This window comes from Sporomusaceae bacterium ACPt (assembly GCA_041428575.1).
GTDB lineage: Bacteria > Bacillota > Negativicutes > Sporomusales > Sporomusaceae > Sporomusa_D > Sporomusa_D carbonis.
Map to the genome: position 1 here is coordinate 4076155 of CP155570.1, position 24803 is coordinate 4100957.

Annotated in this window: 22 protein-coding genes and 1 tRNA gene; 1 reads left to right on the forward strand and 22 read right to left on the reverse strand. The window is 48.7% G+C overall.

Annotated elements, in window-relative coordinates:
• The first annotated feature begins 39 nt into the window (after positions 1–39).
• A complete protein-coding gene (locus tag SCACP_RS20900; protein WP_425059396.1) occupies positions 40–1269 on the forward strand; it encodes an iron-sulfur cluster carrier protein MrpORP in 1230 nt (409 codons plus the stop codon).
• Between the two features lie 511 nt (positions 1270–1780).
• Here the strand turns inward: SCACP_RS20900 and SCACP_RS20905 are convergent.
• From SCACP_RS20905 to SCACP_RS21010, 22 genes are all read right to left on the reverse strand, one after another.
• Positions 1781–1856: transfer RNA gene (locus SCACP_RS20905), tRNA-Lys, on the reverse strand.
• 120 nt (positions 1857–1976) lie between these two features.
• The gene (locus SCACP_RS20910) at positions 1977–3260 is read right to left on the reverse strand and encodes an adenylosuccinate synthase (RefSeq protein WP_425059397.1); all 1284 of its coding nucleotides are present in this window, start codon (positions 3258–3260) and stop codon (positions 1977–1979) included.
• A gap of 76 nt (positions 3261–3336) precedes the next feature.
• Positions 3337–4629 carry an adenylosuccinate lyase gene (gene purB, locus SCACP_RS20915; RefSeq protein WP_425059398.1) on the reverse strand — a complete coding sequence of 431 codons (1293 nt, stop codon included), beginning with the start codon at positions 4627–4629 and terminating at the stop codon, positions 3337–3339.
• A gap of 272 nt (positions 4630–4901) precedes the next feature.
• Positions 4902–5588 (reverse strand): response regulator, encoded by a 687-nt coding sequence (locus SCACP_RS20920; protein ID WP_425059399.1) that lies wholly within the window; start codon positions 5586–5588, stop codon positions 4902–4904.
• A complete protein-coding gene (locus tag SCACP_RS20925) occupies positions 5588–8305 on the reverse strand; it encodes an ATP-binding protein (protein ID WP_425059400.1) in 2718 nt (905 codons plus the stop codon). The genes SCACP_RS20920 and SCACP_RS20925 overlap by 1 nt, the downstream gene beginning before the upstream one ends.
• Positions 8306–8329: 24 nt before the next feature.
• Positions 8330–8908: a potassium-transporting ATPase subunit KdpC gene (gene kdpC / locus SCACP_RS20930; protein WP_425059401.1), complete on the reverse strand. Its 579-nt coding sequence runs from the start codon at positions 8906–8908 to the stop codon at positions 8330–8332.
• A 92-nt stretch (positions 8909–9000) separates the two neighbouring features.
• A complete protein-coding gene (gene kdpB / locus SCACP_RS20935; protein ID WP_425059402.1) occupies positions 9001–11034 on the reverse strand; it encodes a potassium-transporting ATPase subunit KdpB in 2034 nt (677 codons plus the stop codon).
• Between the two features lie 15 nt (positions 11035–11049).
• On the reverse strand, positions 11050–12756 hold the full coding sequence (gene kdpA, locus SCACP_RS20940; RefSeq protein WP_425059403.1) for a potassium-transporting ATPase subunit KdpA: 1707 nt from the start codon (positions 12754–12756) through the stop codon (positions 11050–11052).
• 2 nt (positions 12757–12758) lie between these two features.
• Positions 12759–12854: a K(+)-transporting ATPase subunit F gene (gene kdpF, locus SCACP_RS20945; RefSeq protein ID WP_425059404.1), complete on the reverse strand. Its 96-nt coding sequence runs from the start codon at positions 12852–12854 to the stop codon at positions 12759–12761.
• Positions 12855–13050: 196 nt separating this feature from the next.
• Positions 13051–13344, reverse strand: a complete 294-nt coding sequence (locus SCACP_RS20950) for a helix-turn-helix domain-containing protein (protein WP_425059405.1) — start codon at positions 13342–13344, stop codon at positions 13051–13053.
• Between the two features lie 268 nt (positions 13345–13612).
• Positions 13613–14947: a replicative DNA helicase gene (gene dnaB, locus SCACP_RS20955; protein ID WP_425059406.1), complete on the reverse strand. Its 1335-nt coding sequence runs from the start codon at positions 14945–14947 to the stop codon at positions 13613–13615.
• A 102-nt stretch (positions 14948–15049) separates the two neighbouring features.
• Positions 15050–16993, reverse strand: a complete 1944-nt coding sequence (gene lonC, locus SCACP_RS20960) for a Lon family ATP-dependent protease (RefSeq protein WP_425059407.1) — start codon at positions 16991–16993, stop codon at positions 15050–15052.
• Positions 16994–17034: 41 nt separating this feature from the next.
• Positions 17035–17481 (reverse strand): 50S ribosomal protein L9, encoded by a 447-nt coding sequence (gene rplI / locus SCACP_RS20965; protein ID WP_425059408.1) that lies wholly within the window; start codon positions 17479–17481, stop codon positions 17035–17037.
• A complete protein-coding gene (locus SCACP_RS20970; protein ID WP_425059409.1) occupies positions 17441–19444 on the reverse strand; it encodes a DHH family phosphoesterase in 2004 nt (667 codons plus the stop codon). Before SCACP_RS20970 ends, rplI begins: the two co-directional genes overlap by 41 nt.
• Positions 19445–19458: 14 nt before the next feature.
• Positions 19459–20418: a YybS family protein gene (locus tag SCACP_RS20975; protein ID WP_425059410.1), complete on the reverse strand. Its 960-nt coding sequence runs from the start codon at positions 20416–20418 to the stop codon at positions 19459–19461.
• 5 nt (positions 20419–20423) lie between these two features.
• Positions 20424–20732, reverse strand: a complete 309-nt coding sequence (locus SCACP_RS20980; protein ID WP_425059411.1) for a MazG-like family protein — start codon at positions 20730–20732, stop codon at positions 20424–20426.
• Positions 20733–20966: 234 nt separating this feature from the next.
• Entirely contained in the window at positions 20967–21203 is a 237-nt protein-coding gene (gene rpsR, locus SCACP_RS20985; protein ID WP_425059412.1) for a 30S ribosomal protein S18, read from the reverse strand.
• A 15-nt stretch (positions 21204–21218) separates the two neighbouring features.
• The gene (locus SCACP_RS20990; protein WP_425059413.1) at positions 21219–21614 is read right to left on the reverse strand and encodes a single-stranded DNA-binding protein; all 396 of its coding nucleotides are present in this window, start codon (positions 21612–21614) and stop codon (positions 21219–21221) included.
• A gap of 27 nt (positions 21615–21641) precedes the next feature.
• Positions 21642–21926, reverse strand: coding sequence for a 30S ribosomal protein S6 (gene rpsF / locus SCACP_RS20995; RefSeq protein WP_425059414.1), 285 nt, complete (start codon positions 21924–21926; stop codon positions 21642–21644).
• 170 nt (positions 21927–22096) lie between these two features.
• The gene (locus SCACP_RS21000; RefSeq protein ID WP_425059415.1) at positions 22097–23323 is read right to left on the reverse strand and encodes an MFS transporter; all 1227 of its coding nucleotides are present in this window, start codon (positions 23321–23323) and stop codon (positions 22097–22099) included.
• Positions 23324–23390: 67 nt separating this feature from the next.
• The gene (ychF, locus tag SCACP_RS21005) at positions 23391–24497 is read right to left on the reverse strand and encodes a redox-regulated ATPase YchF (RefSeq protein WP_425059416.1); all 1107 of its coding nucleotides are present in this window, start codon (positions 24495–24497) and stop codon (positions 23391–23393) included.
• Between the two features lie 89 nt (positions 24498–24586).
• Positions 24587–24802, reverse strand: coding sequence for a DUF951 domain-containing protein (locus tag SCACP_RS21010; protein ID WP_425059417.1), 216 nt, complete (start codon positions 24800–24802; stop codon positions 24587–24589).
• Position 24803 lies beyond the last annotated feature (1 nt).

The following is a 24803-nucleotide window of genomic DNA, read 5'->3' on the forward strand; positions in this document are numbered from 1 at the left end:
AGGATAATCACAGGAAAACCAAAGGAGATGGATGTCTAAATGTCCTGCAACACAAACACTGACCAAAAATTTGAAGAGCAAAGTCAAAAAATCAACCAGTTTTTAAAACAAGTCGATCACAAAATTGTCGTCATGAGCGGCAAAGGCGGCGTCGGCAAAAGCACGGTTGCCACTAACCTGGCCGTGTTTTTGAGCAGCCAGGGCTATCAGGTCGGCTTGCTTGACGTAGATGTTCACGGTCCCAGCATTGCCGGGCTGTTAGGACTCACCGGTCTTAAACTAAACGCCATCGGCGAACAAATTCAACCATACCTCTACAGCGATCATTTAAAGGTTGTCACGATTCAAGGCTTACTGGAAAATCCCGATGATCCCTTGATCTGGCGAGGTCCGGTAAAAATCGGGATTATCCGCCAATTCCTGTCAGATGTAAACTGGGGCCCACTCGATTTTCTGATTATCGACAGCCCGCCCGGAACCGGTGATGAGCCGCTGACAGTAGCCCAAACCGTTACCGGCTGCCAGGCTGTCATCGTAACAACGCCACAGGAAATTGCCTTGGCGGACGTACGCAAATCCATCCAATTTTGCCAGAAAGTCAACATGCCGGTTTTAGGCCTCATCGAGAATATGAGCGGCTTTGTCTGCCCTGCCTGCGGCAGCCGGCATGAAATATTCAAAAGCGGCGGCGGCGAAAAAACCGCATCTGACTGGAACATTCCCTTCCTGGGACGACTGCCCATTGACCCCGGTGTAGTCACCGCCGGCGATGCCGGCCAGGCCATAAACAGCTTAACCAGTCATACCAAAGAGGAAATGCAGCATATTGTAGACCAAATGCTGCAGAAACTTCCCAATAAACAAAAAGGTGTTGATTCGACTATGAAAATTGCCATTCCTTTAGCTGGAGGAAAACTTTGCACCCATTTTGGTCACTGTGAACAATTTGCCATCGTAACCGTAAAGAACGGCAACATTGCAAAACAAGAAACCCTGACCCCGCCGCCCCACGCACCTGGCGTCATCCCTAACTGGATTGCCGACCAAGGCTGCACCGACATTTTAGTCGGCGGCATGGGCGAAGCGGCCCAGGCCATTTTACAGGAACGCAGCGTAAAAGTCTTGTGCGGTGCCCCATCGGACACTCCTGAAAATCTTGTTGCTCTCTATCTGCGCGGCGAACTTGTCGATGCCGGCAATGCCTGCGACCATGGCCATGACGACCACGACCACGGACATGGCTGTGGCAAAACTCCCTTTAGGCATTGACTAAATTGGCGTTGTCAATGCGCGCAATGTCGGTCACAGGATATGACTGCAGCCCGCAATTGCCTGGGCTACATCAAAAATGTCCTGATCGGCCGCCGACGACTTGCAGGGATAGTTTCGGGTCACATATATTTCCTTTTTCGCACCCAGCTGATCAAGTTAATAGTAAATAATAATTATTATCCAAAAAATGATTCCTGCGATTTTTAACGAATACTTCCATAAATAAAATTTGGGTGGTTTTGATATACTGTTACCGGAAGCTGCGACCAATCAGTCACAAGAACTACGGACTCCTGTAGCCATGGCCATGGCGTTACAGTATGCAAAAAAACTTGATTTTGTGGAAATCATCTTCATAAGCTCCATTCGGATACTTCATCCCTTGCGTTATATGGAGAGTATAGCGAGTGTGACTCACCTGCTTACGATGGCGTTCACATCCCCGAAGGATGTTGTTGTAAAAATAAAAAAGCCTTCCCAACGAAGTTCTGGAAAGGCTTGAATTTACTGGTGATCCACCCGCGACTCGAACGCGGGACACCCTGATTAAAAGTCAGGTGCTCTACCGACTGAGCTAGTGGATCGCCTTCACAAGATAGAATTATACAAGATAGGAAGTAGCTTGTCAACAATAATTTTCTATGTATATCTATGCATATTTTTACAGAAGCACCCTCAAACTACAGGGTGCTTCTGATCAATAATTAAAACATATCGGCAAGAATGATGGTCTGATCACGTCCGGGACCAACCGATACGATGCCGACAGCAATGCCACTAACTTCCCTCAGGCGCTCAATATACCGGCGGGCGTTAACCGGTAGATCCTCATACCTTCGCACACTGCTGGTCGGCTCATCCCAACCAGGCAGTTCCTCATAAACCGGCTCCACCTGGGCCAGAACTTTTAAGCTGGCAGGAAACTCATTTAAAAGCTGGCCTTTATATTTATAGCCTGTGCAAATTTTAAGAGTCTTAAGCCCGTCAAGAATGTCCAGGCGGGTTATGGCCATGTAATCAATGCCGCTGACATATCCCGCATAACGCACTACGCAGGCGTCCAGCCAGCCGCAGCGTCGCGGGCGTCCGGTTGTTGTGCCGTACTCATGCCCCCGCTCGCGGATAGTCTGGCCAACCTCATCATGGAGTTCAGTCGGGAAAGGCCCTTCGCCAACGCGGGTAGTATAAGCCTTAACCACTCCGACAACCTTATTGATTTGCGTTGGGCCAACACCAGCGCCGATGCAGGCGCCACCGGCGATAGGATGTGAGGATGTTACATACGGGTAGGTGCCATGATCTAAATCCAGGAGGGTAGCCTGAGCGCCTTCAAACAATACCTTTTTGCCGGTCTTGATGGCGTCATGCAATACAGCGGCAGTATCTGTCACATAAGGCTTTAGCTGACGCGCATACTCAAGATACTCTTGTTTAACCTGTTCATAATCAAAGCCTTCGACGCCGTAAACAGCTTTTAACAAATGGTTTTTAGCCTCAAGGTTAAACTCAAGCTTAGAACAAAATTCTTCTTCATCCATTAAATCAACCATCCGGATGCCGGCCCGGGAGTTTTTATCCATATAGCACGGGCCGATACCGCGTTTGGTAGTACCAATTTTACGGTCGCCGCGGGACTCTTCCTCAACTTCATCCAGCAAACGGTGATACGGCATAATCACATGCGCGCGGTTAGATACTTTAAGGCCCGAGGTATCAATACCTTTGTCCTGCATACCTTTCAGTTCTTTCAACATTACCGCCGGGTCAACGACTACGCCGTTACCCACCACGCAAGTCTTGCCGGAATAGAGTATGCCGGACGGCAAGAGGTGCAACTTAAATTCAGTGCCGTCAACCACTACAGTATGGCCAGCATTATTGCCTCCCTGGTATCGAACAACTACATCGGCTTTTTCAGCCAAAAAATCAACAATTTTACCTTTTCCCTCGTCACCCCACTGGGTGCCAATAACAACAACAGAAGACATATATATCAGTCCTTTCAATGGCAATTGGGTAGGAACAGCCCGCTTGGGCTCAATCGCCACATTACATGTTATATGGCTATAGACCAAAACGGGCCATGATGGTGTCTACATGTCGCAAGTGATACGAATAATCAAAGCATTCTTCAATTTCGGCCGGAGTAAGATATTTCTTAATATCAGGGTCAGCGATGACGTTAGTTTTAAAGTCAGCGCCTTGCAGCCATCTGGCCATGGCATTCCGCTGTACCCACCGGTAGGCTTCTTCGCGCACGGCCCCTTTGTCAACAAGCTTTAACAATACCCGTTGGCTAAAAATGAGACCACCGGTTTTCTCAATATTGGCCTTCATTGCTTCAGGATAAACCAGCAGACGGTCAATAATGTCCGTAAAAATTCTGAGCATATAGTCGACCAGAATTGTACTGTCCGGCAAAATAACGCGTTCTACCGAAGAATGGGAAATATCGCGTTCATGCCATAGCGGCATATCTTCCAGAGCGGCCATAGCATTGCCACGCACGACCCGGGCAAGTCCGCTCACACGCTCGCAGGTGATGGGATTACGTTTATGCGGCATTGCAGACGAACCCTTTTGGCCCGGATGGAAGTATTCTTCAGCTTCCCGGATATCGGTCCGCTGCAGATTTCTGATTTCAGTAGCAAATTTATCAAGCGAGCCGGCGACAATAGCCAACGTCGTCATTAACTCGGCATGACGGTCACGCTGAATAACCTGGGTAGCCAGTTTGGCGGCTTTAAGGCCCATTTGCTCACATACATATGACTCTATATAGGGATCAATGTTCGCATATGTTCCGACCGCACCGGACAGTTTACCCACAGCAACAGTTTCCCGCGCCCGTTTGACACGTTCAATATTGCGTTCGGTTTCATCCATCCACAAAGCAAACTTTAAACCCAAAGTGACAGGTTCAGCGTGAATACCATGAGTGCGGCCAATCATTACCGTATACTTATGCTCGGCCGCGCGACGTTTTAACACATCACGAAACTTTTCCAGATCACTGATGATAATATCAACAGCTTGTTTCATCATGACACCCAGGGCGGTATCCTTGACATCGCTTGATGTTAAACCCATGTGAATATACTTTGCCGGATCGCCGACATTTTCCGCCACAGCCTGCAAAAATGCCAGAATGTCGTGACGAGTCTCTTTTTCAATTTCGCGGATGCGCTCTACCGAGAACTTGGCTTTTTCCTTAATAACAGGCACGGCGTCAGCCGGAATTTGCCCCAGCTTGGCCATAGCCTCGCAGGCGGCGATTTCAATGTCCAACATAGTTTGAAATTCGTTTTCATCAGTCCAAATACGTCCCATTTCGGGATAAGTATAACGTTCAATCATGATACCACTTCACTTTCCGAACTGTTCCTGATATAGCGACCAGTCCTATATTTTTCATGTGTTGCTTGGTTGAAGTAGTGTTAGTTTTTCCCCTTTTTTCCCTTGTTTATCATAGCACTAGCAGATAATGGCTGTCAATAAAAAATCGAATGATTACAGCAATAACGAAAATAATGTTCGGAAAAATAGGCCAACCTACACCTTTCCGGATGTAGATTAGCCTATAAAACGCATCCTATTTCCGGGAAATAATTCGTTTAGACTTCCCGGGATCAATGGTCCATTAACCGGTAGCCAACTCCTGATTCGGTAATGATATAACGTGGTTGCGTCGGATTTTCCTCAAGTTTCCGGCGGAGCTGTCCGATATATACCCTGATGTAGTGGGTGTCTTCGTTGTAAGCTGCCCCCCATACAGCTTTTAATAACTGTTTGTGGGTTAATACCCGGCCCCGGTGTTGGGCGAGAATTTTTATTAATTCATATTCGGTCGGTGTCAGTTTTACTTCCCGTCCGTCTACTGTCACCCGCCGTTGGACCAAATCGACAACAAGACCGCCGCAGGTGATAACCGGCTCATGTTCTGTCGCAGCCGACCGCCTTAGTGAAACCCGCATTCTCGCCATAAGTTCCCCCACGCTGAATGGTTTGGTAACGTAATCATCCGCACCGGCGTCAAGGGCTTCAATTTTCTCCTGCTCTTGATCACGGGCAGTTAGCACAATAATTGGTGTTTGCGACCATTCTCTTATCGTTTTAACCACATCTTTACCATCCATATCAGGCAGTCCTAAATCAATGATCAGCAAATCCGGTTTAAAGGCAGCCACCCGGTTAATACCGTCCACTCCTGTTGTTGACTCATCAATTTCATAGCCATGTGCGCCTAGGGAAACTTTGAGTAGCTTTCTAATTTGTGGTTCATCATCAATAACCAGAACACGCATTCCCTTGTCCATTATTTATTCGCCAACCTTTCCGGAAGCCCGGCCTTCTCCTCCGTCGGGATTTGGAAACTGACCGTCGTTCCCCCGTTTGGTCTTCGTTCAACCCAAATCACACCTCCGTGTGCTTCAATTATGCCTTTGCATATTGACAAACCCAATCCGGTACCGCTAACATGCCTGGGTTGCTGTATCCGGTAAAATTTGTCAAATACCTTGGTAAGGTCTTCTTCGGGTATGCCTACGCCGTTATCGGAAACCGAGACGATGACCGTTCCTCCTTTAGGTTCAGCCCTAATTAAGATCTCGCTGCCACGGGAAGAATATTTCATAGCATTGTCGATCAAATTGATCATGACCTGCTCCAACAGAACGCAATCGGCTTTCAGTAGCGGGATATCAGGCGCAACCTTAACATCCAAAATATATCGTTGCGTTGTCTCCCTAAGTCTTTGTAAAGAAGTTCCGATGATGTCCTCGATATCACACCAGTCAATCTTAAGCTGCATCATACCACTTTCAAGACGGGCGGTATCCAACAGGTTAGATACGACCCGCTCCATCCTTGCCGCCCCCTCTTGGATATTCTCAAGCAATTCATGTCTGGCGGCCTGGGTGTACACGTCCTCGGCTTCCAAAAGGGTGGACACTGATCCCACTATCGAAGCCAGAGGTGTTCTTAACTCATGTGAAATGGAATTAAACAACGCCGTGCGTAACCGGTCTGATTCCAAAAGCAAAGCTGCTTCCCTCGCTTGTTCCGCCAGCCTTACACGTTCAACGGCAATTGCCGCCAGTCCGGCCCAGGCGTCAATCAGGCGTTTTTCTTCCGGCAGCATCTTTTTTTCTTTTACACGTACGCCGAGAACGCCCACAATATTTTCAGTAGTTTTTAGCGGGATATATAAATATTTGGCGCTCGGCAGTGTATCGGTTGACCGGCCGGCCGCCTGCCCGTGTTCGAAGGCCCAACTGGCAACAGCCGTCTCGGACGGGTCTCGCGGCAGCCGGGTATTTTTTTTAGTTGCCTCAAGGTAGTGTTCCGCCCAAATGGATAGCTTCCCTGATTGGTCTGGCAGCATGACAACGAACGACCTCCCCACCGTGTCCGCAGCTTGTTTTACCAATTTTTGGGAAATTAACTTAAGGTCAATGACGGCCGCAATTTCGCGGCTAAATTCATAGAGAGCGCGGGTGCTTTTTTCCCGCTGCCGGGCAGATGCGGCCTCGGTCCGTAGCAAATCTGTCCGGCCGCCAATGACAAACGCTACAATCATAAAGGTGATAAAACTCCAAAGATAGCGGATATCAGCAACGGTAAAAGTCAGCGTAGGTGGTACAAACAAGAAATCAAACGCGGCCAAGCCACACAGTGCCGTAAAATACGAAGGCCACCTTCCCCACCAGAAGGCACTCATCGTGACCGGAAGCTGGTAGAGTAGTGCGATATTGACAAGCCCCATATTGTTTTCGAAAAGCAAGCAAAATATTGTAATGAGAGCAGCCATAGACAGGCCGCCAACATACTGACTCCAATTAATTTTTTCATCTTTCGGCATTGTTCGAATACCGGCGTCCTGGTCCTGTTCGGCAACGCCCTGGATTACATAAACATTAATACCGCCGCTATTGCGAATGAGTTTGTCCACTAACGACCCGTGCCAGAGCTCCCAGAGGCGGCTATGGTGAGGTTTGCCGACAACTATGGAAGAAACATTTTGAGCGCGAGCCACCTCAATGATTTCTTGAACAAGGTTTTCCCCACTTATCGTCAGCGTCTTGGCTCCAAGGTCTTCGGCCAGCCGCATATTTCTGATTACCCGGTCCCGCTCTTTGTCACCGATGGGAAAACGGCGGGCAGGCGCTTCAATATGCACAGCAATCAATTCAGCCTGAAGACCTCCGGCTAACCGGCGAGCTGCCCGTACCAGTTGCGCCGAGAAGGGACTGGCGCTGACACATACCATGACCCGTCCGGCCGCCGGCCAGGGCCCCTCTATGCTGTGTTCACGCATGTACTCGCTCATTTCCTTATCTACGCGGTTAGCGGTAAAGCGTAAGGACAATTCGCGCAAGGCATTAATATTACCCGGACGGAAAAATTTGCGTATGGCTTGTTCCGCCTGAGCAGGAACATAAACCTTGCCTTCTTTCAGACGTTTAATCAATTCTTCCGGAGGAATATCAATAAGCTGGACACTATCGGCCTCTTCGAGAATATGGTCAGGAACTGTCTCCCTGACTACAACACCTGTTATCTGTGCGACAATATCATTGAGACTTTCAATATGCTGAATGTTAAGTGTAGTATAAACATTAATGCCGGCTTTAAGAAGCTCTTCCACATCCTGAAAACGGCGGACATGGCGGGAGCCGGGGATGTTGGTATGAGCTAACTCATCGACCAATACCAACTCCGGCCTGCGCTCAAGAATAGCATCAATGTCCATTTCCGGGAGTCTTTTGCCCCGGTACTCAATAAGACACGCCGGTATTCGCGGCAACCCTTCGACCAGCCGCTCGGTCTCCTGCCTGCCATGAGTTTCCACCCAGCCGATAGCTACATCGAAACCTTCCTGTAAGCGTTGGTGGGCGGCTTCAAGCATGGTATAGGTTTTACCAACGCCGGCAGCCGCCCCAAGGAATACTGTCAATTTACCCCGGTTCTCCCTTTGGATACGCTCCAGGAGTGTGTCCGGGTCAGGACGCCTCTCGCGGTAACCGTTTGACATGATGTCTCCCCCATTAACAAGCTTCTATTTTTTCAAAGCATCCAAGGCTAAATTAAGCTGTAATACGTTGACCCTCGGTTCGCCAATAATACCAAGCAAACGACCGGTAGTATGCTCATCGACAAGACGGCGGACTTGGTCTACTGTCAAGCCGCGGGCCGCTGCCACCCTTGCTGTTTGCAGACTGGCGTAATCAGGCGAGATATGGGGATCCAACCCGCTACCGGAAGCCAGTACTGCATCGGCGGGAATTTTATCTGTCTTAGCAAGGCCATTCATTGAACGAACAGCAGCCAAGCGGTCGGCGACGGAACTTGTGAGTTTACTGCTGGTGGCACTCAAGTTTGACCCCGCCGAATCGGCCGCATCATATCCGTCTTCCCCGGCAGCCGAGGGGCGTCCGTGAAAATACTCGGGCTTAGTGAATTGTTGCCCGATCAAACTCGATCCGACAACAACTCCATCATTTATAATCAGCGAACCGTTAGCCTGCCTGGGAAACAGTGCCTGGGCCAGACCGGTCATGGCTAAAGGATAAATCAGGCCGGTTAAAATTGTCATGACCACCAACATAGCTAATGAATTAATTATATGTTTCCACAAAGTAGATCAACATCCTTTTCTTTTTAGAGATGTATCAGTAGTTTCTATGTCTTCTCAACCGCCCTGCCGCCCGGTTTGGCTTGCATAACCAGCTAGACAAGCCCTAAGGCAACGACAAGGATATCGATGAGCTTAATCCCCAAAAAAGGAATGATTAAGCCGCCGATACCATAAAGCAACAAGTTTCGTTTCAAAATGACTTCTGCTCCTACAGGCTGGTATTTCACGCCCCGCAATGCCAGTGGTATCAGGCTCACAATAATAAGCGCATTGAAAATCACGGCGCTCAGTATGGCGCTTTCGGGAGTAGCTAATTTCATAATGTTGAAAGTGTTCAGTACCGGGTAGGTACCGGCGAACATGGCCGGGATAATGGCAAAATACTTAGCAACGTCGTTGGCTATGCTAAAGGTAGTCAGCGAACCGCGCGTCATTAACAGTTGTTTGCCAATCTCGACAATTTCGATGAGTTTTGTCGGGTTGCTGTCCATATCGACCATGTTACCCGCTTCTTTTGCTGCTTGTGTTCCACTGTTCATGGCAACACCGACGTCGGCCTGAGCCAGAGCCGGAGCATCATTCGTCCCATCACCGGTCATGGCCACCAGCATGCCCTTATCCTGATATTCACGGATCAGTCTTAGTTTGGCCTCCGGAGTTGCTTCAGCCAGGAAATCGTCTACTCCTGCCTCTGCCGCGATCGCGGCGGCTGTCAGCGGGTTATCGCCGGTAATCATAACTGTTTTTATCCCCATTTGGCGCAGCTCCCGGAACCTTTCTTTTATACCGCCTTTGACAATATCCTTTAGATAAATGGTCCCCATAACCCGGGTGCCTTTGACGACAACCAGCGGGGTTCCGCCAGCTTTGGCGATTTCCTCGCAATTTCTCCTTACCGCTTCCGGAAATACGCCTCCGTGCTCGCTTACATATCTCGCGATGGCATCCATAGAGCCTTTACGGATTTCATCTCCTTTTACATTTACGCCGCTCATTCGGGTCTGGGCGGTAAAGGGAACAAATTCTGCCGCCAGCGCAGTTAAATCTCTTTCCCGAATATTGTATTTTTCTTTAGCAAGTACAACTACACTTCGTCCTTCGGGTGTTTCATCCGCTAAAGAGGCTAACTGGGCAACATCGGCAAGCTGCGCATCACTAATACCAGGAGCAGGTATAAATGCGGCAGCCATCCGGTTTCCCAGGGTAATGGTACCTGTTTTGTCGAGCAGCAGCACATTTACGTCACCTGCGGCCTCTACGGCCCGCCCGGACATCGCCAGCACATTCCTTTTTAACAGCCGGTCCATGCCGGCAATACCGATGGAACTGAGAAGTCCGCCAATTGTTGTCGGAATGAGACAAACAAGCAGCGAAATCAAGGTAGTTACTGAAATGATCGTCCCTGAATACATTGCATACGGTTCAATGGTTACTACAGCAACAAGAAAGATAATGGTCAACGCCACCAACAGTATAGTTAACGCAATCTCGTTCGGCGTTTTTTGTCTTTTGGCCCCCTCAACCAAGGATATCATTTTATCCAAAAAAGTTTCGCCGGGATTGGCGGTAATACGTACTTTAATCCAGTCAGATAAAACCCGGGTTCCCCCTGTTACCGATGACCGGTCACCGCCTGATTCGCGAATTACCGGCGCCGACTCACCGGTCACAGCGCTTTCATCAACAGAAGCCATGCCTTCGATTACTTCACCGTCGCCAGGAATAAACTCACCGGCGTTTACTAATACCACGTCGCCTGTGCGGAGCTCACCGGCATCAACAAGTTTAGTGCCGCCGTTTGCCGTCACTTTATTCGCTTTAGCCTGAGTACGGGCACTCCGGAGCGCCTGAGCCTGCGCTTTCCCCCGCCCCTCAGCGATGGCTTCGGCAAAATTGGCAAACAGAACAGTGAACCATAGCCAGAGTGTTATCTGAAAAGTAAAGAAAACATGAGTAGCAGTGCCTATGGCTATATCACGCACCAGGAGAGCTGTCGTCAACAAGGCGCCAATATAGACAATGAACATGACCGGATTTCTGAGTTGGGTCTTAGGGTGTAGCTTGTGAACCGAATCCCGGATTGCTTGCCTAGCTATATCTTTATTAAAACCACTTTGAGTACTCATCTGCATACTCTCCTTCTAAAACGTTGTTCCTTGCAGCAGCAAAAGATGTTCGACGATAGGGCCGAGGGCTAAGGCAGGCAAAAAGGTAAGCGCCCCCACGATCATAACGACGCTGGCCAGTAATATGACAAACAGCCAGCCGGTTGTCGGAAATGTTCCCGGCCCAGGTGGTGAAATCTGTTTTTCCGCAAGGCTGCCCGCTATTGCCAGTACCGGGATAATGACCCCGAAACGGCCAATTACCATGGCAACTGCCATCATTACATTATAAAACAGAGTATTCGCCGTCAGTCCGGCAAAGGCACTACCGTTATTCCCGGCCCCTGACGAAAATGCATAGAGAATTTCACTCAGTCCGTGAGGACCGGGATTAGCAATCGATGAAGTACCGGCTTCGCTAATCGCAGCAACCGCACTAAATAACAAAATAGTGACGGCAGGGAGCAAGATAGCAACAGTAGCCATTTTCATTTCCCGGGCTTCGATCTTTTTTCCAAGGTATTCGGGCGTTCTCCCTACCATGAGACCCACGATAAACACGGTAAGCACTACATACATCATCATTCCGTAAAAACCGGCGCCCACTCCGCCGAATACAACTTCTCCGAGCATAATCTGCAGTAGCGGGACCAGGCCGCCTAGCGGGGTGAAACTGTCATGCATGGAATTGACAGCGCCGCAAGAAGCCGCAGTGGTTACCGTAGCAAACAGGGAAGACCCTCCCAGACCAAACCTAACCTCTTTGCCCTCCATGGCGGTCGGGCTGCTAACCCCCATGGCTTGCACAACCGGGTTACCATTTAACTCACTATAGTAGTTAGCCAGCAGCATGCCTGCGAACAGCAAGGTCATGGCGGCAAGAACTGCATACCCCTGGCGCTTGTCAGGCGCCATACGCCCAAAGGTAAACACAAGCGCCGCCGGAATTAGCAAAATACTAAGCGTCTCCAATAAGTTTGTCAGCGGGGTAGGGTTTTCAAACGGATGAGCTGAATTTACGTTGAAAAAGCCACCACCATTGGTCCCTAGCAACTTGATTGCTTCCTGCGATGCTACCGGCCCCATGGCGATCGTTTGCTTACTGCCTTCCAGTGTTGCGGCATGGACATAGGGTGATAAGTTTTGGATTACACCTTGTTGGACCAGTATCAGAGTGAACAGTATCGATAACGGCAGAAGCACCCATAGTGTCGACCGGACTAAATCCACCCAAAAATTACCGATGGTTTTGGCAGTTTTCCGAGTTACGCCGCGAATGAGCGCTATGGCAACCGCTAAACCGGTCGCAGCCGACAGGAAATTTTGCACAGAGAGCGCCGCCATCTGTGTAAAATAACTCATCGTTGTTTCACCGCCATACGCTTGCCAGTTGGTGTTAGTCATAAAACTGGCCGCGGTATTCAATACCAAATGCCAGGGAGTGACGCCTGCTAAATGTTCCGGGTTGAACGGCAACACACCCTGAAACATCTGGATGAGAATAACGGCCAGCATGCCCAGCAAATTAAACCCTATCAGCGTACCGGCATACTGGCGCCAATTCATTTCTGTACTTGCGTCAATTCCACACAAGCGGTATAGCGTTTTTTCGACAGGGCGAAAGACAGTGTCGACTATTGTCTTCTCAAGAGTAAAAACTTTTTTCATGTATGCGCTTAGCGGCCAGGAAAGCAGGAACAGGACCGCCGGGTAAAATACAAATAATAATAAATCATTAACCATAACTAAAACTCCTCCGGTTTCATCAGTGCGTAGATCAGATATAGAAGTAATATTGCCGCAATCACAGCAGCCAACCACAAGTCAGCCATTAAGGCCATCCTCCTTTAAAGTAGGGTATGAAACATAGTCTAGTGTATCCCATTTCTGGTCAAAACGGCGTTAAAAAACTGCCCTGGCCTGTAAAGATATTATAAAAATTACGGCTGCGAAAATAAGAAAAGGTGCTGTGGAAAAACTTAGAAATAAGCTATCCTCAGCACCACTTCAGATTTTTTATCATTTTCGATAGATATACTAATTTGTTTTGTTCTTGAATTTCCCTAATACAACAACTTGACAGCCACAGTCTTTTTCTATGAGTATCAGGTCTCCGTTATCATCATAAATTTCCTTGCAGTTGCCTACCAAATCGGGAATGGTTACTTGGAGAACTTCGGCAAGGCGGGAAATAACCGGAGTACCAGGCCGCCATTTTTCTTCTTCATAAAACTGAATTGCCGACAACGATATACCAACAGCAACTGCTAGCTCCTCTTGGCTTAATCCTCTCATAGTTCGCCATGTACGGATATTCTTGCCGATCATCATATGTCCCCCTATAAAATAATGATTAAAAATGAAGATACGGCATCTATAGCAAAGTTTGTCTCCTTGTTTCTGTTACTTTGACCACTATTAGATCGAGCAGCATACTTATTGTAATACCGGCTCTCATAAAAAAGGAGTAAAGAATTTATATTCGTGTATAAATTTTTTGTAAAGATTGCAGTGTGGCTAGGTCACACAAATGCCAAATGGCGCCAAATAGAATTGGCGCCATCAATAATTTGTATTTACCGTAACCCTACAAAGGCATCTACCCTGGCATTTTTGATAAATCGCTGAACTTGGTAAACTGCTTGTGGAAAAAGAGCTGTACTGTGTCAACAGGTCCGTTACGGTGCTTGGCGACAATGACGTCAGTAATGTTCTTGCGCTCGGTTTCCGGTTCGTAATAGTCTTCACGGTACAGGAAGGCGACAATATCGGCATCTTGCTCAAGTGAACCTGATTCCCGAAGGTCGCTAAGCATCGGCTTTTTGAGCTGGCGGGATTCAACACTCCGGCTGAGCTGGGATAAGGCGATGACCGGAACTTTGAGCTCGCGGGCCAAAGCTTTTAGGGATCGCGATATTTCTGAGATTTCCTGCTGGCGGTTTTCACTGCGGGAACCGCCTGATCCACCCTGCATAAGCTGCAGATAATCAATGATGATCAGCTTTAAGTCATGCTCAATCTTGAGCCGCCGGGCTTTGGAGCGCATCTCCATAACGGTAATACCGGCAGTATCGTCAATAAAGATGGGCGCTGCGGCCAAGCGGTCGGCAGCCCGTACCAGCTTGTCCCAATCGTTATTTTCCAGCTCACCAATCCTGAGCCGTTGGGCGTCAATGGGGGCTTCGGCACACAGCATCCGCTGCACAAGCTGTTCCTTGGACATCTCCAGGCTAAAAAATGCTACCGCTTGCTTCTCTTTAATGGCGACGTGTTGGGCTATGTTAAGTACAAAGGCGGTTTTTCCCATACTGGGGCGGGCGGCAATAAGAATGAGGTCTGACGGCTGCAAACCGGACGTTAGCTTATCCAGATCTTTAAACCCGGTGGGCAGCCCGGTAATGCCGCCCTTGGACGCATAAAGTTCAGAAACTTTATCAAATACATCAAATATTATATTTTTTATTGAAGCAAATTCCTGGCCGGCTTTGCGGTTGGACACTTCCAGAATCATCTTTTCGGCCTTATCCATAATAACGGCCACTTCTTCGTTAGCTTCATACCCCATAGTGGCTACATGGGTAGCCGTGTTGATGAGCTGGCGCAGAAGCGCCTTTTCTTCGACAATACGGGCATGGTACATGACATTTGCCGCTGTTGGCACACTGTTGGCTAAAGCCGAAACATAGGCAATGCCGCCGGCCGGTTCCAGTTTTTCATTCCGCCGCAGCACTTCCACCACTGTTACCAAATCGACGGCGTCATTTTTGTTGAATAGCTCAAGCATGGCACTATATATGAGGCGGTGCGCCTCACGGTAAAAATCTTCCGGCCTTAACAACTCCGACACTTTGGAAATGGCTTCGCGTTCAATCATCATGGCACCAAGCACCGACTGCTCTGCTTCAACGTTTTGGGGAGGAACGCGATCAATCAACTGTAAATTCCCTCCTCTGTATCAAAATGCCGCGCTGCCCGCATATTCGTTTAAGCTGTCACTGCGGGAGGAGCGCGGCACTCATCTTTTTCTCTGGATTATCTAGGCGCTAGCGGCTTGCTCTTCGTCAAACAGAATGGCCAGCGCTTCTTCTACGGTATTGACCGGACGGATATCAAGGCCTAAGTGATTTTCCGGGATATCTGCCTTGTTTTCCTGCGGGATAATCATAACGGAAATCCCGGCTTGTTTGGCCCCGTAGGCTTTTTCAAATACGCCGCCGACTGCCTTAACCCGGCCTTGGATGGAAATTTCACCGGTAATGGCTACATCCTGGCGGATCGGTTTGCCTGTAATGGCCGAAATAACGGCCGATAGGATGGCGGTACCTGCGGATGGCCCGTCAATGCGGCCACCACCGATAATATTCACATGAATATCGTAGCCGGCTAAGTCCTGTCCGGTAATTTTTCTGACAACAGCTGCAGCGTTAAATACTGAATCTTTAGCCATGCTGCCGGCGGTATCATTAAAGCGGATGCTGCCTTTACCGGTTTCGGCAGGGAAAGCCACCGCCTCAATTTCAAGGACTGACCCCAAATAACCACTTACACCAAGGCCAAATACTTTGCCCACTTCAAGCGTTGCCGCCGCCTTGCGGTTGACGTACGGCGACAAACGGCTGACCTGGGCTACGCGGTATACGTCCTGCACGGTAATGGTAACGGCTTGCTCGCTGCTACCGGTACGCATGAGCGCCATACTGTAAGCGTCAGACAAGATATTAACAGCTTTCCGGCCTTCAATGGTGTAATCACTGATCAGGCGCGGAACTTCCGGCTCAATGGCCGCTCCCAACTTGACTGAGGCGTTATAAACAATTTCTTCAATATGCTTGGGTGTCAACGGTTCAAAATATATTTCAGCACAACGGGAGCGTACAGCCGGCATGATGTCACCTGCATCCCGGGTGGTGGCACCAATTAGGATAAAATCGGCCGGCGCGCCTTCTTCAAACAGTTTTTTAATATATTTCGGCACACTGGCGTCTGACGGATCGTAGTAGGCTGAATCAAAAAATACCCGCTTGTCTTCAAGCACTTTTAACAGCTTGTTCTGCAGCATAGGGTCCATTTCGCCAATTTCGTCAATAAACAGAATACCGCCATGAGCGTCTGTCACCAGGCCTGGCTTGGGCTCAGGCACACCGCTTTCAGCCAGATCGCGGCGCGCTCCCTGATAAATAGGGTCATGTACCGATCCCAAAAGGGGGTTGGTGACATCACGCGGGTCCCACCGGAGTGTTGTGCCGTCTACTTCAACAAATGGCGCGTCTTTGGCAAATGGTGTATTTTTAAGCTTCTTGGCTTCTTCCAGCACCAGGCGGGCAGCCGTAGTTTTGCCGACTCCCGGCGGTCCGTAGAGGATAAGGTGCTGTGGATACGGTGAAGCCAGTTTGGCCCGTAGCGCCTCAATGGCCCGTTCCTGGCCGACAATTTCGTCCAAGCTGGCCGGACGGAGAAATTCCATAGCTGACTTAGTAAGCTTGCGGGTTTCAAGTTTTTCCAGCATGGCATATTTTTTGAGCGTCTGCGGGTTTTCCACATTGGCATCGCTTTCTTCTTTGATAACCTGCATGCGGATTTCCTGCACATATTCCTGGTGACGTTCTTCCATCTTTTCGGCAATTTTCTTTTCTATGCGGTCTTCAACAGTCCGGCGGGCGCACAGGTCAGCCAATTCTTCTTCTATTTCGCCCAAAATACCGGGAATATCGTCAAAAGACGGCAATTTGTCAATTGTCGGATCTTCAAAGACCAGTTTCTGCAATGCCAGCACCCGTTCAGACAGGCTGTCAGAACGCATAAGCTCAAGTGCTCCCAGTTTACCGGCTTTGAGTACGACTTTTTCGGCTCCGAGAACGCCGGTATACAACCCATATAATGCTGCTACCTGGCGTTTGAGCTGGTCTTCCTGATTACTACGGTTGCTGGCGCCGCGTTGGTTGTTACCGCTGCGTACCAGTTTGCTAAAGAAATCTTTCATAGGTTTTAATTTACCTTTCTAATTTAAGGTTGGCGAAACCGTTACCCGGCGGTAACGGTAACTTGAATCCGGGTGCTAACCTCCGGATGAAGTTTAATACCTACCGGATATGTTCCCACGGCTTTGATCGCATCTTTAAGCTCAATTTTACGCTTGTCAAGCTCAATCTTATGCTGGGCAGCCAAGGCATCGGCAATGTCCTTGGCCGTAACTGAGCCGAACAAGCGGCCGCCTTCACCCATCTTTACCGGTATGGTAACAGTAATTTTAGACATTTGGGCAGCCAGTAATTTGGCTTCATCCAGCATACGCTCTTTTTTACGCTCCTCGGCCGCCTTTTGCAAAGTAGCATTGTTGACATTATTAGCAGTGGCCGGAATGGCCAGCTTTTGCGGCAATAGGTAGTTGCGGGCATAGCCCTCAGATACTTCGACTATATCACCTTTTTTACCGAGCTTTTTCACTTCTTGCTGCAGAATTACTTTCATGTATTCCACTCTCCTTTAAATAGCTATCAACTAATTCAATAATTTTAGCTTTTATCAATTCGGCGCTGGCATTTCTGATTTTGGCACCGGCCACTGACTGGTGCCCGCCACCGCCCAATTTTTCCATAATTACCTGGACATTAATATCGCCGTGGGAACGGGCACTAACGCCGATGGCATCATCAGTGTTAAACAAGACAAAACTTACACGTACCCCTTCAATGTTCAGCAACATGTCAGCTGTCTGCGCGGCCACGACCTGAGCATTTTTAACATCTGCCGGACATATAGCTATTGTTACCCCTTCATACGGCATTTCGGTGGTTTCAATAATGGCCGCCCGGGATTTAATTGTTTCAAAGTCAACGCGGAACAAGTGCCGCACCAGGGTTGGGTCGGCGCCTGCCCGTCTAAGATAGGAAGCGGCTTCAAAAGTCCGCACCCCGGTTTGTACGGCAAAGTTCTTGGTGTCTACAACAATGCCGGCATATAGCGCCGAGGCTTCCAAACGGTTTAGTTCCAGTTTTTCGTCAAAATAGCCCAGCAACTCAGTAACCAGTTCGCTGGCCGATGAGGCCGACGGCTCAAGATATACAAGCAGTGTATTGGCAATAATTGTCTCAGCCCGGCGGTGATGGTCAATAATAACCGTACGTTCCGCTGCGGCTAACACATCAGGCGCAGCCACCAACTCGGGGCGATGGGTGTCAACAACAAACACCAGTGTTTTAGCATTAACTAACAGGGCGGCTTGCATGGGGGATATAAACAGTTCCCGGTATTCTTCGTAATCAAGAAGTAGTTCTGACAGTTTGTCAACTGCCAGTCCGGGCTGACTGACAACTACCCGTACTTGTTTACCCAGGTGGTGAACCATTTTTGCGACCCCCAGCGCTGCGCCAAGACTATCAAAATCTTCGCCGGTATGGCCCATAACTACAATGCTGTCAGCTTGCTCAATCAGTTCCCGGATGGCTTGAGCCACAATCCGGGCCTTGACTCTGGTATTTTTTTCAACAGCTTTGGCTTTGCCGCCAAAAAACTGTACTTTGCCGCTAATATTGACGGCAGCCTGGTCGCCGCCCCGGCTAAGGGCTAAATCCAGCCCAGCCTGGGCCCGTTGCCCAAGCTCAGCAACCGAGCTTTCACCTGTTGCCGCGCCAATACTTAAAGTCACCGGAATTTTATTGCCTGCCTGAATGCTGCGAATACGGTCTAAAATATCAAACTTGTCACCTGTCATAAGCCGGTCAAGAGCGCACCGGTTTAACACAGCGATATAGGTGTCCTCACTATATTTCTTTAAATGGCCGTCAAGTTCGGTTATCCATTCTGCCAATAAACGGTTGACTTCACCTAAGACGGCGGTGCGCTGACTCTCGCTCAAACCGGTTAAGGCATCGTCATAATTATCAATCTGTATATAGGCCAGCACTGTCTGAGTGCGGCAGCCGGCCAGCCTGTCGGACTCCATAGCGGTAACATCGGAAATATAGAGAACAGTGAGTGAGTTATCAACAGCGCAATGGATAATTTCGTAATAGTGACTGTCTGCTTCCAGTTTAATCCGGCCGTCTTTACCAGCAATTTTATCGACCGCTAAATTGGGCCAAAATTTACCAAGCAACTGTCCTGGTTCGGCCGGATTATTGACCCACTCGGCAAACAAGTTATTGCGCCAGTAGATCACTCCCTGGTGATCAATGATAACCATAGCCAGCGGTAAATTGTTTACCGCTTGGACTGCCGCTGTATCAATAGAGTGACTTACAGTTTCCAAGTAATTGTTTATTTCCTTTTGCCGGGATGTGTACCTTTCCCACCCGTATAAATAGAGTGCGTACAGCAATACGGCGCCAAGCACAGCAGCATAAGGATTGTAGAAGCAAATAACAAGTAAGAGAGCTGCCGTTACCGCCAAATAGATACGGGTGTCAAACCAAAATGATGGACCCTGAGGCATTGTTATTCCTCCTGTTACTCCAGACGTGGAGCACGCAGTTGACGATAATCGAATATTAAGTCAAATGCGCCGCCGATAATGAGGGCTTGCATGAAAATACCGTTAGAAAATATTAAGAATAGTATAATACCCCGGACAATCTTTGACAAATTGTATTTATCGGCAAGGAAGTAAAACACAGCCATACCCTGAATGGACAGCAACACAGTGGTAATAACCTGCAGGTTCACACCGGCGTTATATAATAGTTCAATTTCCCGGGTTTTTCCCCAATATACGGCGGCAAGCGCTACTGCCAAGGCGTATACTGTAGCTCTGGGCATCGACCAATGACGAAATGGCGGGAAAGATTCAATACGCTGGCCAAGCTTTGCCAGGACAGCTTTGGCCACCTGAAAATTAAGAAAAGTGTCGACTAGCGCAGCCAGTGCAAATCCAGCCGGAAGAATAATCTTCATCATATCAATCATCGGCCGCATGGCCGCTTCCATTTGCGCCAACTCTTGTTCCTTCATGCCCATGCCCCGGTAAAACTCCATTGCCTGTTCCAGTCCCTTAACCATCGCATCAGACTGAAGGTTAAGCGGATTAAAACCCATTACCGCCGCACTGATGGCAATAACGGCAATTTTTGAAACCAGTGAGGCAGCAGCCCCGATAAGGAGGGCTTTAGCAGGCGAAAAGCCCTGGCGCAGCGCATAGCCCAGTGCAATACCGATTAATCCGAAACCCACCACAACTGACAAAGCTGTCAGCGGGTGCATTAATAGAGCAATAATGATTCCTGAGGCTACAACAGCCATGATGCTCCATTTATAGCCGTGCCGCACGCCAAGGAGTACAATGGGAACCGGCCAGATAAGATTGACAAAAACCCCGATAACCGGCACATAGGTGCTGATAAGGGCAAAAATTATGGCAACAGCGGTGAGTACACCACCTTCAACTACTGGTCTTACGGGAGCTTTTTGCATATGTTTCACCTCTTCTGGCGGAGATGTCTACGATATTCACTCATATCTCCGAACCAACGTTCTACTTCCGGTTCCTGATTTATATTGTATCCAAGCCGGCAATTAACAATCTCATCCATCTCAGTATAATCAATCCCCAGCCGCCGCCCGAGAATATAGGCCGAGATAACCACTTGGGCCAAAGCTTCCCCGATGGCTTCCCGGTGGTTGTGGGCCATAGCTTGGTATAAGTTGCCCACTTCGGTTAAAAGATCGGCCTTAAGCCCTTCAATTAGCCTTAGTCTACGCAAAATGTCTGATTCTTGGGAGAACACTTAACCCCCTCCTTAGTCCATCCTGTTATATTCTAACGAGGGCCGGCTATTTCCTGCTTGAGAATGCAGGAAAATACTTAAAGCAATTTTACCAAAACATACCAAACTATAGAAAGTCCCGGCTTTGGCCCTTGGGTAAAGTATCAACAGCCAAAATTTTTCAAAGTAATAAAAAGAGCAAGAACGCCTGAAACACAGGTATTCTTGCTCCTTATTAACAATGAATTGTTTGCCCTATTCTGCAGTAAATGGCAGAAGAGCAATGTTCCGTGCCCGCTTGATAGCCACAGTCAATTGACGCTGATGTTTAGCGCAGTTACCCGAAATGCGGCGCGGCAGAATTTTTCCGCGCTCGGTAGCATAGCGGCGCAATTTAGGAACATCTTTGTAATCAATATTGGTGACTTTATCAACACAGAAGCTGCAAACTTTTTTCTTAGGCTTGCGGCCTCGTTCGCGTTTGATGGACATTTGCTTACCCCCCTTTTAAAATGGGATTTCCTCGTCAGGGAAGACATCTTTGCCGAACGAATTGATATCTATATTCCCGGCGTCAGTACCTGACGCCTGTTTGCGTTCCAAGAACTCAATGGACTGCGCCACTACTTCGGCTACCCGGCGCTTTTGCCCATCGTTGGTTTCGTAAGAGCGTATCTGCAGACGGCCTTCGACCAGCACCCGCTGACCTTTGGTAAGATTGTTGCCACATGTTTCAGCCAGTTTTTCCCACGCTACTACCGGAATAAAATCGGCTGAATTTTGTCCTTGACCACCGCCAAATCTGTTAACCGCCAGGGTAAACGAAGCAACTGCTTTGCCGCTTTGCGTATATCTTACTTCCGGATCTTGAGCCAAGCGGCCAACAAGGATGACTTTATTCATTTATCCTCATACCTCCTGGCTTCAAAATTAGTCTTCCAGTTTAACAACCATGTGTTTAAGGACTTCATCGGTAATCTTCAGCACGCGTTCAAGCTCAAACACAGTAGCCGGCTCAGCAGTGAAGTTAATCAGGGCATAATAACCCTCCATGAAGTCTTTTACTTCATAAGCCAGGCGTTTTTTGCCCCAACGGTCAACCTTATCAATGTTGCCACCGGTGTTCTTAATGATGTTCTCGAATTTGGCGATAGTTGCATTAATAGCCTCTTCGTCACCAGGCTTAATAATAATCACGACTTCGTATTTTCTCACGAAATCACCTCCTCCTTCGGACTAATGGCCCCCAGAAACGAGAGCAGGGAAGGTTTTGAAAAACAAAACCATGTCACAATATGTATTTTTGCGACTAAATTATTATAGCATTAATTGTTTGCTAAATGCAAGAAAAAGCCGGATACAAATTGATAAATAATTAAAACCGCTTAGTTTTGGCTGTCGATCGAGTTTGGCGTTTGGCAAATTGTTACCGGGAATTTGCCTGTCTGAGGAATAACAGCAGTCAATGCAATTGCCGGAATAATAGCAAGCAGCGTCCATACCAGTGCAGGTTGCAGGCCAATCTGGTCACCTAGCGCCCCGGTTATGGCCGCGCCAACTCCGCCCAAACCAAACGCCAGGCCCAACATCATGCCGGACGCCATAGCGGCATTACCTGGCAACAATTCCTGAGCCCATACAACTGATGTCGGCATTGCACTCTGCAGCAGCGCCCCGCTAACAGCCACCAGAATGTAGTTAACCGGCGACGGTGTTAAGTCAACAAGAAATAAATATGATACAGGCAAACATAGAACTAACGAACCAATTACGCCAGCCTTACGGCCAATTTTGTCACCTATCCAACCGCCAACAAGCGAGCCGCAGGACCCACTCATCAAAAATACTGTAAGCATTGCCGCCGCCACTGTCGGCGGTTGCCCGGCCCCGGCCAGGGCCAGCGGCAAAAATGTCAGTATTGCTGCCTGCACCCACGCCCTGAGGGCGGCAGAAGCATTTAAAAAGAGCAAGCCACGCGACTTGTACCAGGGAACGCTCTGACCACTGCCTTCCTCCCCAACAGGCTTAGTCGCACGACGGATATTCACCCGGTGGAGGCCTGCCGTATAACAAGCCCAGGTAACAGCTAAACCGGGAATAATAAGCCAAAGCAAGCCGGTTGTGCCACCGGTGTTTAAGCAGTACATGATAACGGCCGGGGCCAAGGCAAATCCGGCATTGCCACCAAACACAAAGACTGCCATGGCTGTGCCTGTGGTCTCGGCAGTAACTATTTTGCCCATCAGGCTGGCGGCCAGTGGATGAAATATTGACGCCCCCAGTCCAGCCAGTGTCACTAATAAAAACAGGACTGCTTTGCTGCCGGCAAGCCCGGCCAAACAAATAAAGACGGCGCTTACCGGCGTGGTAACAAGCAATAACCAAGTATAGCCGTATTTATCAATAATATAGCCACTTAGTGGCTGAAGTACGCTTGATATTACCGAATAAACCATAACCAGCGCCCCGCTTAGTGTAAGCGATAGACCCAGCTTAACCATAACCAGCGGCAACAGCGCCGGCAAAAAATTGGCGTAAAAGTCACTAAAAAAGTGTCCCGCCGCCAGCAATGATACATTGTAAATATCCGTACGGGTTAATTTTTCACTCAAAGGTCTACCTCCTTAAAAGGAAAAGGGCGGTCACAAAAACCACCCACTGCTAAACAATGATTCAAAATTATACATTGAAGCGGAAATATGTGACATCGCCATCTTGCATTACATATTCTTTACCCTCTAAACGGACCAGGCCTTTTTCCTTTGCGGCGTTATGCGACCCGGCAGCTATTAAATCATCATAGGATACGATTTCGGCCCTGATAAAACCGCGCTCAATATCGGTGTGAATTTTACCGGCAGCCTGCGGCGCTTTGGTACCCCGGACAATAGTCCAGGCCCGCACTTCCTGTTCACCGGCGGTAAAAAACGTCATAAGTCCCAAAAGTTTGAAACTGGCGCGAATAAGTTTGTCAAGCCCGGATTCGGCAAGGCCCAAATCGGCTAAAAACTCCCGGGCTTCATCATCAGGCAGTTCGGCAATCTCCGACTCTACCTTGGCTGATACGACAATTACTTCTGCGCCTTCCTGAGCGGCGTACTCGCGCACCTTGGCAACATGCGGGTTGGCGCTGGAATCAGCTGCTTCCTGTTCACTGACATTGGCAACAAACAAGGTAGGCTTTAAGGTTAACAGGAATAGATCTCTTAGCAGATCAGCCATATCCCCGTCGTGGACGACACGGCGGGCAGGCTGGCCATTTTCTAAAGCGTGCTTGACACTTTTGAGTGCTTCAAGCTCAGCCTGCGCCTTCTTATCACCGCCCTTAAGCATTTTTTGTACCCGCTCAATACGTTTTTCGACAGTTTCGAGGTCGGCCAGGCAAAGTTCGGTGTTGATTATTTCGATATCGCGCACCGGGTCAATGCTACCTGCCACATGGGTGATATTATCGTCGGCAAAACATCTTACCACCTGCGCCACGGCATCTACTTGACGGATATGGGCCAGGAATTTGTTACCAAGCCCTTCGCCTTGGGCAGCGCCTTCTACCAGTCCGGCAATATCGACAAACCTCATGGCGGCAGGTATCGTCCGCTTAGGACGGTACATATCAGTCAACCGGCCCAGACGTTCGTCAGGAACGTCAACAACACCGACATTAGGCTCAATGGTACAGAACGGATAGTTGGCCGCTTCGGCTCCGGCTCTGGTAATAGCGTTAAATAATGTACTTTTACCGACATTAGGCAGACCCACAATGCCGACTTCCAGATTCGTGCTCATTAATCTTACTCCACCTTTAAGGCTGGCAACTTACAGCCAAATGTTTATTGACGTTAACTGTTATATTGTAAATTAATGCCGGTAGAAATTCAAGTCTGCTTGGAGTCAGTACCGGCAGCTGAAATTACCGCCTTAACACCCTTTTCAAATTTGGGTCGCGGGATCATTACCTGACGACCGCACTTTAAACATTTTAAGCCAAAATCAATCCCGGTGCGGGTAATCTCCCAACGATCGCCGCCACAGGGATGAAGTTTTTTCATTTTTACAATTTCGCCAATTTTATAATTGTACCTTTGATTCATA